At 42.7% G+C, this 14,053-nt stretch carries 9 protein-coding genes; 5 read left to right on the forward strand and 4 right to left on the reverse strand.

Annotation, left to right across the window (positions count from 1 at the left end):
* Positions 1-3 precede the first annotated feature (3 nt).
* Entirely contained in the window at positions 4-1,902 is a 1,899-nt protein-coding gene (locus BUC10_RS08605) for an amidophosphoribosyltransferase (RefSeq protein ID WP_073178404.1), read from the forward strand.
* A 660-nt stretch (positions 1,903-2,562) separates the two neighbouring features.
* Here BUC10_RS08605 and BUC10_RS08615 read toward each other — a convergent pair.
* The gene (locus BUC10_RS08615; RefSeq protein ID WP_073178409.1) at positions 2,563-2,904 is read right to left on the reverse strand and encodes an IPT/TIG domain-containing protein; all 342 of its coding nucleotides are present in this window, start codon (positions 2,902-2,904) and stop codon (positions 2,563-2,565) included.
* Between the two features lie 236 nt (positions 2,905-3,140).
* Positions 3,141-3,749, reverse strand: coding sequence for a superoxide dismutase (locus BUC10_RS08620; RefSeq protein WP_073178411.1), 609 nt, complete (start codon positions 3,747-3,749; stop codon positions 3,141-3,143).
* Positions 3,750-3,868: 119 nt separating this feature from the next.
* Between BUC10_RS08620 and BUC10_RS08625 the strand changes: the two genes are divergently transcribed.
* From BUC10_RS08625 to BUC10_RS08640, 4 genes are all read left to right on the forward strand, one after another.
* Positions 3,869-6,988, forward strand: a complete 3,120-nt coding sequence (locus BUC10_RS08625) for a UvrD-helicase domain-containing protein (protein WP_073178413.1) — start codon at positions 3,869-3,871, stop codon at positions 6,986-6,988.
* A gap of 10 nt (positions 6,989-6,998) precedes the next feature.
* Positions 6,999-8,201 (forward strand): glycine C-acetyltransferase, encoded by a 1,203-nt coding sequence (gene kbl, locus BUC10_RS08630; protein ID WP_073178416.1) that lies wholly within the window; start codon positions 6,999-7,001, stop codon positions 8,199-8,201.
* Between the two features lie 104 nt (positions 8,202-8,305).
* Entirely contained in the window at positions 8,306-9,664 is a 1,359-nt protein-coding gene (locus BUC10_RS08635; protein WP_073178418.1) for an OmpA family protein, read from the forward strand.
* 64 nt (positions 9,665-9,728) lie between these two features.
* Entirely contained in the window at positions 9,729-12,452 is a 2,724-nt protein-coding gene (locus BUC10_RS08640) for a PD-(D/E)XK nuclease family protein (protein ID WP_073178421.1), read from the forward strand.
* Here BUC10_RS08640 and BUC10_RS08645 read toward each other — a convergent pair whose 3' ends face one another.
* Both BUC10_RS08645 and BUC10_RS08650 read right to left on the reverse strand, forming a co-directional pair.
* Positions 12,453-13,163: an SDR family oxidoreductase gene (locus BUC10_RS08645; RefSeq protein WP_073178424.1), complete on the reverse strand. Its 711-nt coding sequence runs from the start codon at positions 13,161-13,163 to the stop codon at positions 12,453-12,455. It abuts the gene before it with no gap.
* A gap of 67 nt (positions 13,164-13,230) precedes the next feature.
* The gene (locus BUC10_RS08650; protein WP_073178426.1) at positions 13,231-13,914 is read right to left on the reverse strand and encodes an SDR family NAD(P)-dependent oxidoreductase; all 684 of its coding nucleotides are present in this window, start codon (positions 13,912-13,914) and stop codon (positions 13,231-13,233) included.
* Positions 13,915-14,053: the final 139 nt, after the last annotated feature.

Genomic DNA, 14,053 nt, shown 5'->3' on the forward strand with positions numbered 1-14,053 from the left:
GTTATGAGTGATGCAATTAAGCACGAATGTGGAATATCAATGATCCGCTTGCTTAAACCACTAGAGTACTATAAAGAAAAATATGGTACGGCATTTTATGGGGTAAACAAGATGTACCTCATGATGGAAAAACAACACAACCGTGGACAAGATGGTGCCGGCTTTGCCAGTATTAAATTGGACATGAGCCCTGGGGAACGCTACATGAGCCGGGTACGTTCCGCACAACAGCAACCGATCCAGGACATCTTTGCACAAATTAATGACCGCATCAACACCGCCCTGGAACAAAATCCAAGTTTGGAAAATGATGTGGCGCTTCAAAAAAGGAGCATTCCTTATATAGGTGAGCTGCTTATGGGTCATGTGCGCTATGGGACTTTTGGTAAAAACAGCATAGAGAGTGTTCATCCGTTTTTAAGACAGAACAATTGGATGCACCGTAACCTTATCGTTGCTGGAAATTTTAATATGACCAATGTGAACGAGTTGTTCGAGAACCTCGTGACCCTGGGCCAGCATCCAAAGGAAATGGCAGATACGGTTACCGTAATGGAAAAAATCGGTCACTTTTTGGATGATGCCGTTGCCAAGCTTTACAAACAAATTAAAAAGGAGGGCTACAACAAACGAGAAGCTTCACCGCTCATTGCCGAGCGATTGAACATGGCCAAGATTTTGAGAAAGGCATCAAAAAACTGGGACGGTGGTTATACTATGGGCGGTTTGTTGGGTCATGGTGATGGGTTTTTATTCCGTGACCCAGCAGGGATTCGTCCTGCCTACTATTATCAAGATGATGAGATTGTGGTAGCTGCCTCAGAGCGTCCTGCAATTCAAACCGTATTCAATGTCGCATATGATTCGGTGAAGGAATTAGATCCTGGACATGCGCTGATCATAAAGAAGAACGGCTCTGTTAGTGTACAGGAAATCCAAGAACCTGTGGAACGAAAAGCCTGTTCGTTTGAACGTATCTATTTTTCCAGGGGAAGTGATAAGGAAATCTATCAAGAGCGAAAAATGCTCGGGAAACTGGTGTTTCCACAAATCCTTAAGTCCATCGACAACGATTTGGTAAATACCGTGTTCTCCTATATTCCCAACACGGCGGAAACTTCTTTTTTTGGAATGGTAAAAGAGGCCCAAAACTACCTCAACAAACTCAAAGAGGAACAGATTTTGGCCCTTGGGCCCAATATCTCAGGGGATGAGCTTCATCGTATTCTGGATGTTCGCCCCAGAATAGAAAAGGTAGCGATCAAAGATGCCAAGCTAAGGACATTTATTACCCAGGACAGCAGTAGGGACGATTTGGTGGCCCACGTTTATGATATCTCCTATGGCTCTGTAAAAGAAGGAGATAACCTTGTTATCATTGACGACAGTATTGTGCGGGGGACAACTTTGAAGAAAAGTATCCTTAAAATCTTGGATCGCCTTTCGCCCAAAAAGATAATTGTAGTTTCCTCTGCTCCACAAATCCGTTATCCGGATTGCTATGGAATAGACATGGCCAAATTAGAGGACTTTGTGGCCTTTAAAGCAGCACAAGCACTTCATGAGGACCATGGAACCACGGACAAGATCAAGGAAATCTATGAAAAGTGTTTACGGCAGACAGAGCTATCAGATGCCGAGGTGGTCAATTACGTTAAGGAGTTTTATGCTCCTTTTACCGCAGATCAGATTTCCAAAAAAATCGCAGAGATTTTGAGCCCTGTAGGGATACGGGCCGAAGTGGATATTATTTACCAAAGCATTGAAGGGCTTCACCAAGCCTGTCCAAAGAATTTGGGCGACTGGTATTTTACTGGGGATTATCCCACCCCAGGGGGCAACAGGGTGGTGAACCGTGCCTTTATCAATTTCTACGAGGGTAAAAACCAAAGGGCGTATTAAAAGCCTATTTCTTAATTCCCGTTAATGTGTGCATTTCATCGATGAAACGTGCAGATTAACGGGTTTTTGGCTACTGGGGAAAGGACGAACCTACTTTAGTATTGCCATAGCATAAGTAGGTTAAGTTCATGGTAAGATTTGGGGCAAAAAAGGTGGAAGCTATTCCACCTTTTTTATTTTCCGGTAGTCCCACAGACTTTCTTCGTAATCCTTTTCTCCAGCAATAGTACGCACAAACCGTAGGTTTGGTCATTCACCCAAATAACTGGGGTTTCGTCTAAAAGCTTTTTTCAAAAGTGGCCCCTTGCCGTACATTTGGAGGACCATAGCATAAGTAGGTTAAGTTCATGGTAAGATTTGGGGAAAGAAGGCGGACAATGTCCGCCTTCTTTATGTTTGACTGCCAAGGAATTACCTATATTCTTCTCAAAATTTCCTTTCAATTTTTCTGTCCAAATCAAAAAATTCCTCAAAAACTTTTGTTATTTCTCACAATACCAGTAATTTAGTTTTGCCATAGCATAAGTAGGTTAAGTTTATGGTAAGATTTGGGACGAAAAGGGTGAGGGCTTCCTCACCCTTTTCTATTGTACCTATTTGTAAAAGGAAAAGGGTCTCAAACAACGGGCTCTAAAAATTTTGCTAGCAGTATTTGATTTCCTATGGCTTTACAACAAAGTCAACATCACTTTCTGCAGTCTTGCTCCCAACTTTTACAGTCACCGGACCGCTGTCAGCTCCACTAGGAACCACAACTACTAATCTTGATGTACTGGCCGTTTTAATCAGGGCATTATGGCCATCAAACTCTACTATGTTGTCCTCAAGGAAATCTCCAAAATCTTTGCCTTCAATGACAACAACTTCACCAATAGGGCCACATATCGGTTCAATGCTTTTTATTTGGGTATGCTTCGTATCAGGGCCTTTATAATTATCATCATTGCCACAAGAGAAAACAAGTAGGGTAAATAATAGGTTGAAACTCCTTCTAATTCTCAATTCTATGGTTTAAGCCTTAAAAGAAGGTTTATAAGCTAGAGAAGAACATCCTCAATTGATGAATGCCCCTTTTCAATTGACGGATAGGGGTTTTGGGGCCATACACACCCCTGGCCCCTCTCTAGAGATGTGTTCTCGATGTATCCCGAATGACGTTCGGGACTACTCCAACTGACGCATAAAAAAAAGGGCCGCTTCAGCGGCCCCTTTGTTATAAGAGTGATAATCTTTATCAGCTATTTGTTAGCTGCATATCCTTCCGCCACCTTATCCCAATTGATCACATTAAAAAATGCGGCTACATAATCAGGTCTGCGGTTTTGGTAGTTCAGGTAATAGGCATGTTCCCAAACATCCAATCCTAAAATAGGATGTCCGTCACAACCTGTACCGGGCATTAACGGGTTATCCTGGTTTGGGGTGGAGCACACTTCCAACTTGCCGCCCTTGTGCACGCACAACCAAGCCCAACCAGAGCCAAAACGCGTTCCCGCAGCAGCACTGAACTGTTCCTTGAACGCATCAAAGGAGCCAAAAGCTTCATCAATGGCCGCAGCCAGATCCCCACTTGGGGCTCCGCCTCCGTTAGGGGACATCACCTCCCAGAAAAGGCAGTGGTTGTAAAATCCTCCACCATTGTTTCTAACAGCACCGTTGGACATATCCAAATTGGCAAGGATTTCATCTATTCCCTTTCCTTCCAAATCGGTTCCTGCAATGGCACCATTCAGTTTGGTGGTATAGCCATTGTGGTGCTTGGTATGGTGGATCTCCATGGTCCGGGCATCTATATGTGGCTCCAGAGCATCGTATGCATAGGGTAATTTTGGTAATTCAAAAGCCATAATTATACTGTTTTTAAGTTATTAATGATTCCTGTAAAAATACGGCTTTATGCCATATATTTCATGGCCCGGTCCATTAAGTTAAGGTTGGTAATCCGTAATTTGCAGGAAAAACTTTTTTGGAGGTTTCCCAATTTAAAATATATAATGCATCTGCGGGCTCGGGCAAAACTTATTCCCTCACCAAGGAATATCTTAAGCGACTGCTGCTGCATGGATATCCCTCCCAGTTTAGGCAGTTGTTGGCCATTACCTTTACCAATAAGGCCGTTGATGAAATGAAGTCCAGGATATTGGACAGCCTACATACCTTCGGAAAAACGTCCGTTCCGACCGAACAGGGAAGTCTGTTCCACGAACTTTGCGATGAGCTCGATCTTAGTCCGGAGGCTCTGCAGGAGCGCTCGCAAAAGTTGTTGAAACGCATTTTGCACAACTATTCGTTTTTTGAAATCTCCACTATTGACCGATTCAACCATAAAATCCTAAAGACCTTTGCCCGCGATCTGCAGCTCTCCCAAAACTTTGAAGTGGAACTGGATACGGAGCTCTTGCTGAACGAAGCGGTTGGCAGACTTTTGGAACGGGCCGGTACGGATAATAGCTTGACCCAGGTTCTCATTGATTTTTCCCTTGAAAAAATAGATGAGGACAAAAGCTGGAACATTGTCCATGATCTGGTGGATATAGGTAAGCTATTGTTCCAAGAGAACCATTCGGCACACCTGGAAAGAATAAGGTCCAAATCCATTGGGGATTTCAAAACCATACAAAAAAACATCATTGCCCAGTTGAAGGTCGTTGAAGCATCGGCCAAGGCAACGGCGCAAAAGGTGTTACAAGAAATGGACAGCCAAGGATTTGAGCCCAGCGATTTTCCAAGGCAGACCCTCCCCAACCACTTTAAAAAAGTAGTTGGAGGCGAGTTCAACATCAAAACTTTGTATGCCAATAAGCTGGAGCAATCCCTTCAGGAAGGCAAAATCCTAAAGGCATCGGACAAAAGGGATAGCACCGCATTGGCCTCCTCGATTTTGGAACACTATGTTTCCATCAAAAAAAAACTATACCAGCGTGATTATCTGAAGAACATCTACGGAAACCTGGTCCCGTTGACCTTGCTAAACGAGATTGCCAAGGAAATCAAAAACATTGAGCTGGAGCGAGAGGTTATCCCTATCTCAGCCATGAATGCACTCCTGTCCAAAGAAATCAAAAACCAGCCCGTACCCTTTATTTACGAACGGATGGGTGAAAAGTACCGACATTACTTTATTGATGAGTTCCAAGATACTTCCGAGGTGCAATGGGAAAATCTGGTTCCCTTAATTGGGAATGCACTTGAAGGCGTCAACGAAAAAAATGAGCAGGGGTCTCTTTTTTTGGTGGGCGATGTAAAGCAGGCCATCTATCGTTGGAGAGGTGGGAAGGCGGAGCAGTTTGCGGACCTGCTTTCCCAAAAGGTTCAACCTTTTGCACTCCCACCCCAAATTTTTAACCTGGATACCAATTGGAGAAGCTACAGTGAAATCATCCGGTTTAACAACGACTTCTTTAGCACAATTGCCCCTTTTCTTAAGAATCTTGGGCACCGCAATCTCTTTTTGGAAGGATGCCAACAAAAAACAAATGCAAACCAAGGCGGATATGTGCAGTTATCGTTTTTGGATACCACCGTGGAAGATAAAAATGAAGCTTATTGTCAAGAGGTTTTACGGACTATTCAAGAGGTGTGCCGCAGTACCTATGACTATGGTGATATTTGTGTGCTGGTCCGTAAAAATAGCGATGGTATGCTGCTGGCCAATTTTTTATCCGAACATAAGGTTCCTTTAGTTTCTTCGGAATCCCTTTTATTAAAAAACAATCCGGAAGTTAAATTTCTCTTGGCCCTGCTACAGACAATTGCCAATCAGGAAAATGGGGAGGCCGTTTATGAGGTTTTGGCCTATCTATCGGAAGGGACCCAGGATCCGCACGAATTTATAGCGAATCATTTTGATGCATTGGGAGAACTATTGTTTACAACTTACGGCTTTGATTATAAGGAGATGCACACCCAGCCGGTTTTGATTATCCTGGAGCGGGCCATAAGTCAGTTTGACCTTTCCAATGGTGCCGAGGCCTATCTTACTTTTTTGCTGGATGAAGTACTCCTTACAGAAAAAAAGGATGGTCCTGGCATCCATGCCTTTTTAGCCCATTGGAAACAAAAACAGGATAGCTTGGCCATAGCAGCGCCAAATCACCTGAATGCAGTAAAAATCATGACCGTGCATAAGTCCAAAGGCTTGGAATTTCCCGTGGTGCTGTTTCCCTTTGCCAACGCAGTTGTGGATGATAAACGAAAACGAAAAAAAACATGGGTCCCGGCAACCTCCCAGGAAGAAACCTTGGAGCTGGAAGAATTTCTTATCAATACCAAAAAGGAAATGCTCCATTACAATCCGGAAACTTCCAAACTATATAGGGAAGAGTCTGAAAAAACGGAACTGGACGCCATTAACGTGCTCTATGTGGCACTGACCCGGGCCGAAAAGGCACTTTATATCATTTCGGAACATGAAAAACGACCTGCTACCCTTGAACAGGGCAATTCCTATTCCGATCTTTTTCAAAACTACCTTACCATAAAAGGACATCAAGAAGGTTTGGAAAGCGTTTTTTCATGGGGTTCGCTTCCGGGTGGTTCTTCAGGCTCCGATCAAAAAACCACGGATAGCTCCCATATTCCATTTTCAACAAGGCCAAAAGGAGATTCAGGTTTTGCCATTTCCACCAAATCGAGCCGATTATGGGACAACGAAGTGCAGGAAGCAATTGAACTGGGCAACTTGATCCACTTGGCCCTAAGTCAAATCCATACCTCCGAAGATGTGAAGCCCGCTCTGGTGCAACTGAACATGCAGGGACATCTTCCTTCAGAAGCCATGGAAGGGGTGAGTCAAAAAATTCAGCAGCTTATTCGCCATCCGCAGTTGAAGGAATATTTTACTGACGATTATGAAGCTTTGAACGAAAAGGAAATCCTGACCGCGGAGGGAAAATTGCTGCGGCCAGATCGTATTGCCCTAAAAAACAAGGAAGCTACGGTAATTGATTATAAGACCGGAAAACCGTCACCATCGCACAAAGAACAAATTACCCAATATGCCGATGTTTTAAAGGCCATGGGTTTTCAAATTAGACATATAATTATTGTATATATTGATCAAGAAATAAAACCTATTTTCCTTTAAATAAAAAACTATGTACGGAAAGATAAAATCCCACTTGGCACAAGAACTGGAAAGCATTAAAGAGGCTGGGCTCTTTAAAAAGGAGCGTATTATTACCTCCCCTCAGGATGCCGTGATTAAAATATCCACTGGAGAGGAAGTCATAAATTTCTGCGCCAACAATTATTTGGGACTTTCCTCCCACCCGGAGGTGATTCAGGCGGCCAAGGATACTTTGGACACCCACGGGTTTGGTATGTCCTCTGTCCGGTTTATCTGCGGCACCCAGGACATCCACAAAACCCTGGAGCAGAAGATTGCGGATTTTTACGGGACAGAGGACACCATTTTATACGCTGCTGCCTTTGATGCCAACGGCGGTGTATTTGAACCTTTATTGACAGCCGAGGATGCCATTATATCAGATTCATTGAACCATGCCTCCATTATAGACGGTGTGCGATTGTGCAAGGCCAAACGATACCGCTATGCCAATAACGATATGGCCGATCTTGAAAACCAGCTAAAACAAAGTCATGACGACGGTTCACGTTTTCGCATTATTGTGACCGATGGGGTGTTTTCCATGGACGGACTCCTAGCTCCTTTGGATCAAATCTGTGATTTGGCGGACAAATATGATGCATTGGTGATGATTGATGAGTGTCATTCTGCTGGGTTCATTGGAGAAACCGGGAGAGGCACCTTGGAAGAAAAAGGCGTTATGGACCGTATTGATATTATTACCGGCACCCTTGGAAAAGCTCTAGGCGGAGCCATGGGAGGTTATACCACCGGAAAAAAGGAGATTATTGAGATGTTGCGGCAGCGGTCTCGCCCATACTTGTTCTCAAATTCCTTGGCCCCGGCCATAGTGGGTGCATCCATCAAGGTTTTTGAAATGTTGGACAAGGACACTTCCTTACGGGATAAACTTCAACAGAATACGGAGTATTTTAAAAAAGGTATGAAGGAGGCCGGTTTTGATATTATTGATGGTGACTCTGCCATAGTGCCGGTGATGCTCTATGATGCCAAGCTTTCGCAACAAATGGCGGATATGCTGCTGGAAAAGGGCATTTATGTCATTGGTTTCTTCTACCCGGTAGTCCCCAAAGGAAAGGCTCGCATTAGGGTGCAACTATCCGCGGCACACGAGAAGGAGCACTTGGACAAAGCCATAAATGCTTTTATTGAAGTGGGAAAAGCTTTGAAAATCGTTGAAATGCATTAAAACTTCCATGTAATGCACCAAAAAAAAAGAAAATTTGATTTTGTTAATAAGTCTTAACAACTTACATTTGCTGCTGATAAACACTTAAACTTAAAATTTTGAGCATGAAACATCTTAGCAAATTATTGGTTGTTGCCCTAGTATTTGTAGGCGCTAACAACATACAAGCGCAAGACGAGAATAATCCATGGCAAGTCAGTTTTGGGATAAACGCGATTGATACTTATCCTACTAACGATGAGAACAATCCTGCTTCAAGCACAACGTTGTTTGATGAGTACTTCAACGTATCTGACCACTGGAATATCTTGCCTTCCGTTTCTTATGTGGCTGTATCTAAATATATAGGAGATGGTTTCTCTATCGGTGCTAGAGGTTCTTTGAACAGAATTGAGAACAACGGTGACGTTTCAGTTGACGACCTTTCGCACTATGCTGTAGATGGTACCATTAAGTACAACTTCCTTAAAAATACTACTGTTGATCCTTTCGTTGAAATCGGTGGTGGTTATACTTGGGTTGATGAAATCGGTGCTGGTACTGCCAACGGTGGTATTGGTGTTAACTTCTGGTTTACAGAAAATGTAGGTTTGACCCTTCAGACACAATATAAGCACGCTTTCGAAGATTACTTGGTAAAGCATTTCCAACACCTAGCAGGTCTTAGCATCAAATTTGGTGGAACTGATACTGATGGTGATGGTATTTACGATAAAGACGATGCTTGTCCAGAAGTTGCTGGATTGGAAGCTTTCAACGGATGTCCTGATGCTGATGGTGACGGTATCGAAGACAGCAAAGATAGCTGCCCTAACGAAGCTGGTTCTAAAGAAATGAACGGATGTCCTGATGCTGACGGTGATGGTATCGCTGATAAAGATGATGCTTGTCCAAACGAAGCAGGTCTTGCTGCCTTGGCTGGATGTCCTGATGCTGACGGTGATGGTGTTGCTGACAAAGATGATCAGTGTGTTAACGAAGCTGGTCCAGCTGAGAATAACGGATGCCCATGGCCAGACAGAGATGGTGATAGCGTTCTTGACAAAGACGATCAGTGTCCTGATGTAGCTGGTACTGTTGCTAACAACGGTTGTCCAGAAGTTACTGAAGAAGTTCAGAAGCAATTGAACGACTACGCAAGAACTATTTTGTTCGATACTGGTAAAGCTTCTATCAAAGCTGAGTCTACATCAGTTATGGTTGACATCATCCAAATTTTGAACGAGTATCCTAACGCTAAATTTACCGTTGAAGGTCACACTGACAGCGTAGGTAGCGCTAAATTGAACCAGTCACTTTCTGAGAAGAGAGCTAACTCTGTTAGAGATTTCTTAATCGATAAAGGAATTGGATCAGACAGGTTGAATGCTATCGGATATGGTGAAGACAAGCCAATCGCTACAAACAACACAAGATCAGGTAGAGCACAAAACAGAAGAGTTGAAATCAACTTGATCAAATAATATAGAAACAAAGTTTTCTTAAGAAAAGGCTCCGCAAATGCGGGGCCTTTTTTATTTTTAATCTATGCAAGGAAACTTTCTTGAACAGGTACTTCTAGACCTCCAGGCCAAAGGCAAGGACCTTCAAGAATGCATGTTTATCCTTCCAAGCAAAAGATCTGGAACCTTTTTAAAAAAATGCCTTGCCGAGATTTTGGGCAAGAACGTTTTTAGTCCCGAGGTTCTTTCCATCGAGGATTTTGTTGTGCAGCTTTCCGGGCTGACCCCTGTTCCCAATATAGATCTCCTTTTCCTATTATACCAAGCCTACAGAGAATGTGACATTAAAGCCCATGATGATTTTGACACCTTTCTGAAATGGGGTCAGACCTTACTACAAGATTTCAACGAAATTGACCGATACCTCATCCCTCCAGAAGATATCTTGAATTATCTATCTGCCATCAAAGAAATCAATCACTGGTCCCTTAAGAAGGACAAAACAGAACTGGTGAAAAGTTACCTGGAATTATGGAGCCATCTTAGTTTGCTCTATACCAAGTTCACAAAAACGTTGCTACGCGAAAATCAAGGTTATCAAGGACTCATCTACCGCGTGGCTTCTGAAAAGGTAGGTGCGATATCCATGGAAAGTCAAAACCCTATAGTTTTCATTGGGTTTAATGCGCTCAATACAGCAGAGGCCAATATTATCCAACATTTCCTGGGGCGGAATGGAAATTTAATCTATTGGGATATGGACTCCTACTTCCTTGAGGATTCCATACATGATGCCGGGTTATTCCTTAGAAGTTATAAAACCAGTTGGCCTTATTATCAAACCCATAGTTTGGAGGGCATACACCAGAACTTCTTGGAACCTAAAAATATTTCTATAGTTGGAGTCCCTAAAAGTGTTTCACAGGCCAAATACGTAGGACATCTTTTGGAAGAAATCCAGACAAGTTCCACAGGGGCCATTGAAAATGCTGCCCTTGTGCTAGCGGATGAGTCCTTGCTCAATCCAGTGCTTCAGGCCATCCCTGCAACGGTTCCGGAAGTCAATATAACTATGGGGCTCCCATTGAACAAAACCGTCATCTATACCTTCTTTTTGTCGTTTTTAGAATTACATCTCGCACATACCGAAAGAGGATGGTATTTTGAAGACGTACTAAAGTACTTTTCCAATCCGTTTTGCCAGGCCCTTTCATCCGCCGAATCCGAAAATGTCCTAGCCCAGGTTTCAGATGACATTCAACAACGCAATCGGGTGTATTTGGATTACGACTTTCTAAATAATTTTGCGCACTCATCCGAGCTCATCAAAATACTTTTTCCGAACAAGGAAGTTTCACCCAGTCTATGGTTAAATAGCTGCCATCTCCTGATTCAGGAACTCAGGTTCATTTTTCAGGAAGAAAAAAGGACTATGGAACTGGAATACCTCTATCGATTCCACACCTTATTCAATCAATTGCACCAGCAAATCAAGGCCAATCCGTTTTTTACAGACCTTTCCTCCTTGAAGGCGTTTTACAAACAGTTGGCTGCGATGGAAACTTTGGATTTTATAGGAGAGCCGCTTTCAGGACTTCAGATTATGGGGATGTTGGAAAGTAGAAACTTGGACTTTGAAACTGTAATCATCACCTCTGTAAATGAGGGAATTCTACCCTCTGGTAAATCCAATAATTCTTTTTTCCCCTTCGATGTAAAAAGGGACTACGGGCTTCCCACATATAAAGAGAAAGATGCAATATATACCTATCATTTCTACAGGCTCATCCAGAGAGCAAAAAATGTTCACCTTATCTACAATACAGAGCCTGATGTCCTGGAGGGTGGAGAAAAAAGTAGACTGATTTCACAACTTCTGACAGATAGTAATATATCTGCCCATGTTTCCCACAACATCGCCACTCCGGAGCTTCAAATTGCCCCAGAGAAACTGATGGAAATTCCCAAGAGTGAGTCATTTTTGGATGCTATTAGGAACTATGCTGGCAATGGGTTTTCGCCTACGGCGCTTACCAATTACATCCGCAACCCTCTAGATTTTTATAAGAAGAGCATCCTAAGAACTGATGAGGTAGCGGAGGTAGAGGAGACTATTGCCGCCAACACTTTTGGTACCCTGGTACACGACAGTCTTGAAGAACTATATACCCCATTGATCAACAAAATTCTTACTACAGAACAACTAAAAGGGTTAAAACTTAAAATTCCCAAGGTGGTTGAAAATAAGTTTATGCAGCATTTACCGAGTGTAAACTTGAAAAAAGGGAATTATCTCTTGGTTTATAATGTCATTTCAAAGTACATCCAAAATTTCATCGATTTGGAACTACATGAGCTCCATAACCACGAGGTACAACTTTTGGCACTGGAAGAAAAGTACACCATGGAATTGCAAGTACCTGGCCTCAACTTCCCTATTAAGCTTAAAGGAACCCTAGATCGTGTAGATATGGTAGATGGAACTATCCGGGTAGTGGACTATAAAACCGGACGGGTCAACCCTGGCGATGTAAAACTCCGAAATTGGGAAAGCTTAATCTCAGAATATGACCAGAGCAAGGCATTTCAGCTTCTATTTTATGCTTACCTCTATTCAAAAATTCATGGCCCACAAACTTTGAAGGCCGGAATTTATTCTTTTAAGAATATGGCCAATGGCTTTTTACCTTTTTCTTCAGGCCGCCATCTTATCGACCAAGACACCCTTGAGACTTTTGAAAAGCAGCTGTTTCAACTTATCCGCGAAATATGCGACCCTTCCCAGGCTTTTGTGGAAAAGAAAGTATGATTATTTTAAATCCGGACGAGTAGGTCTTACTTCTATTTTACTTGGCAAGGTTCGCGGATGCATCTGTAGCAAATCTATGACCAATTTACCAATATCTTCCGCCTGAATCTTCCAAGCATCTTTGTCAGAAGGTTCATTCCCGTTAAAATATGTGGCTACCGAACCGGGCATAATCGTGGTAACCTTCACGTTATATTTTCGTAAGTCCAACATTGCTGCTTGTGTAAAACCAACAACACCAAATTTGGTGGCATTATAGCCCGCTCCCTGGGCAAAAAAATTGGTTCCCGCCAAACTAGCCAGGGTCATATAATAGCCCTCCGAAGCTTTGAGCGCATCAACTGTTGCTTTTAAAGTATAAAACACCCCGTTCAAATTCGTGTTTATCATTTGTTCCCATTGGGCTTCCTCCAATTCATATACTGGAGCAAAATGACCAACGCCTGCGTTCGCAAGTACCAAATCCAGTTGGCCCCATTGATTCAGAATGGACTTTACAGCTACTCTTTCATCTGAAAGTTTGGAAACATCGGAGACAATTCCAAGCACTCCGTCGTGGTTCCCAAGCCTCTTAAGAGCTTCGTCAACCCCTTTCTTGCTTCTTCCGCTTACGGCCACTCGCATCCCCTGTTGCAAAAGACATTCGGCAACACCAAATCCAATTCCTTTTGTGCCTCCGGTAATATAGGCCACTTTACCTTGCAAGTCCATATGCTTTATTTAATCTTGTTTGTCGTTCAACTTGAAAACAATTTACGACTTAATCACACCAAATCCTTTACATTTTGAAGGATACAATACCGCAATCCAGCTCAAATACCTGACCAGATATGGAAGCCGCTTTCTCGGATAAGAGAAAAGTTGCCATTTCTGCGACCTCATTCGGTTTTAAGAATTTTTTCAAAGGATGTCTTTCCTTCATGTTTTCAACCATCTTTTCGTTCCGAAGCAATTTTTCCGCCAACTGGGTATCGGTGACCGTAGGCGCAATCGCATTCACTCGAATATTTGGAGACAATTCGGCACCTAACGATTTGACAAGTCCTTCTACGGCCGACTTGGATGCTGCTATGCTGGCGTGGTAAGGCATTCCCAGTTTGGAAGCAACAGTGGAGAACAATAGGATTGAGGGCGCCATGCCTTTCTTAAGAAAAGGCAAATATTTTTGGATAGCTTTTACCGCACCGATTACGTTGATTTCAAAATCAGCCCGAAAATCATCCAAGCTCAATCTTTGAACTGGCTTCAGATTGATACTTCCCGGGCAATAGATCAAAGCATCTACCTGATCAATATCTGGTAATTCGTCTTTCAAAACATCGCAATCAAAATGAGTAACATTTGAACTTTTTGATTGTGGTTCCGTTCGGCTCAAGTTAACAACCTTATTCTCGGTAGCAAGTTTCTCTAAAATAGCGCCACCAATACCCTTACTCCCACCTATTATGACTATTGTTTTCATTTGAAAAAGAACTATGGATGGTTGGGTCCATCCTGGTTTTCTTCAAAGATAATTTGTTTTGTTTAATGATTAATAATTTTTATTAAACAAAATTGACGGTGATATAGAAAACAAAAAAAGCACCTTTTAAAAGGTGCTT

This window comes from Flagellimonas flava (assembly GCF_900129665.1).
In the GTDB taxonomy this organism is placed as follows: domain Bacteria; phylum Bacteroidota; class Bacteroidia; order Flavobacteriales; family Flavobacteriaceae; genus Flagellimonas; species Flagellimonas flava.

Bases quoted from the DNA above. Each gene is read 5' to 3' on its own strand.
- BUC10_RS08645 (WP_073178424.1), bottom strand. From the start codon at position 13,163: ATGGACTTGCAAGGTAAAGTGGCCTATATTACCGGAGGCACAAAAGGA.
- BUC10_RS08605 (WP_073178404.1), top strand. From the start codon at position 4: ATGAGTGATGCAATTAAGCACGAATGTGGAATATCAATGATCCGCTTG.
- BUC10_RS08635 (WP_073178418.1), top strand. From the start codon at position 8,306: ATGAAACATCTTAGCAAATTATTGGTTGTTGCCCTAGTATTTGTAGGC.
- kbl (WP_073178416.1), top strand. From the start codon at position 6,999: ATGTACGGAAAGATAAAATCCCACTTGGCACAAGAACTGGAAAGCATT.
- BUC10_RS08650 (WP_073178426.1), bottom strand. From the start codon at position 13,914: ATGAAAACAATAGTCATAATAGGTGGGAGTAAGGGTATTGGTGGCGCT.
- BUC10_RS08640 (WP_073178421.1), top strand. From the start codon at position 9,729: ATGCAAGGAAACTTTCTTGAACAGGTACTTCTAGACCTCCAGGCCAAA.
- BUC10_RS08620 (WP_073178411.1), bottom strand. From the start codon at position 3,749: ATGGCTTTTGAATTACCAAAATTACCCTATGCATACGATGCTCTGGAG.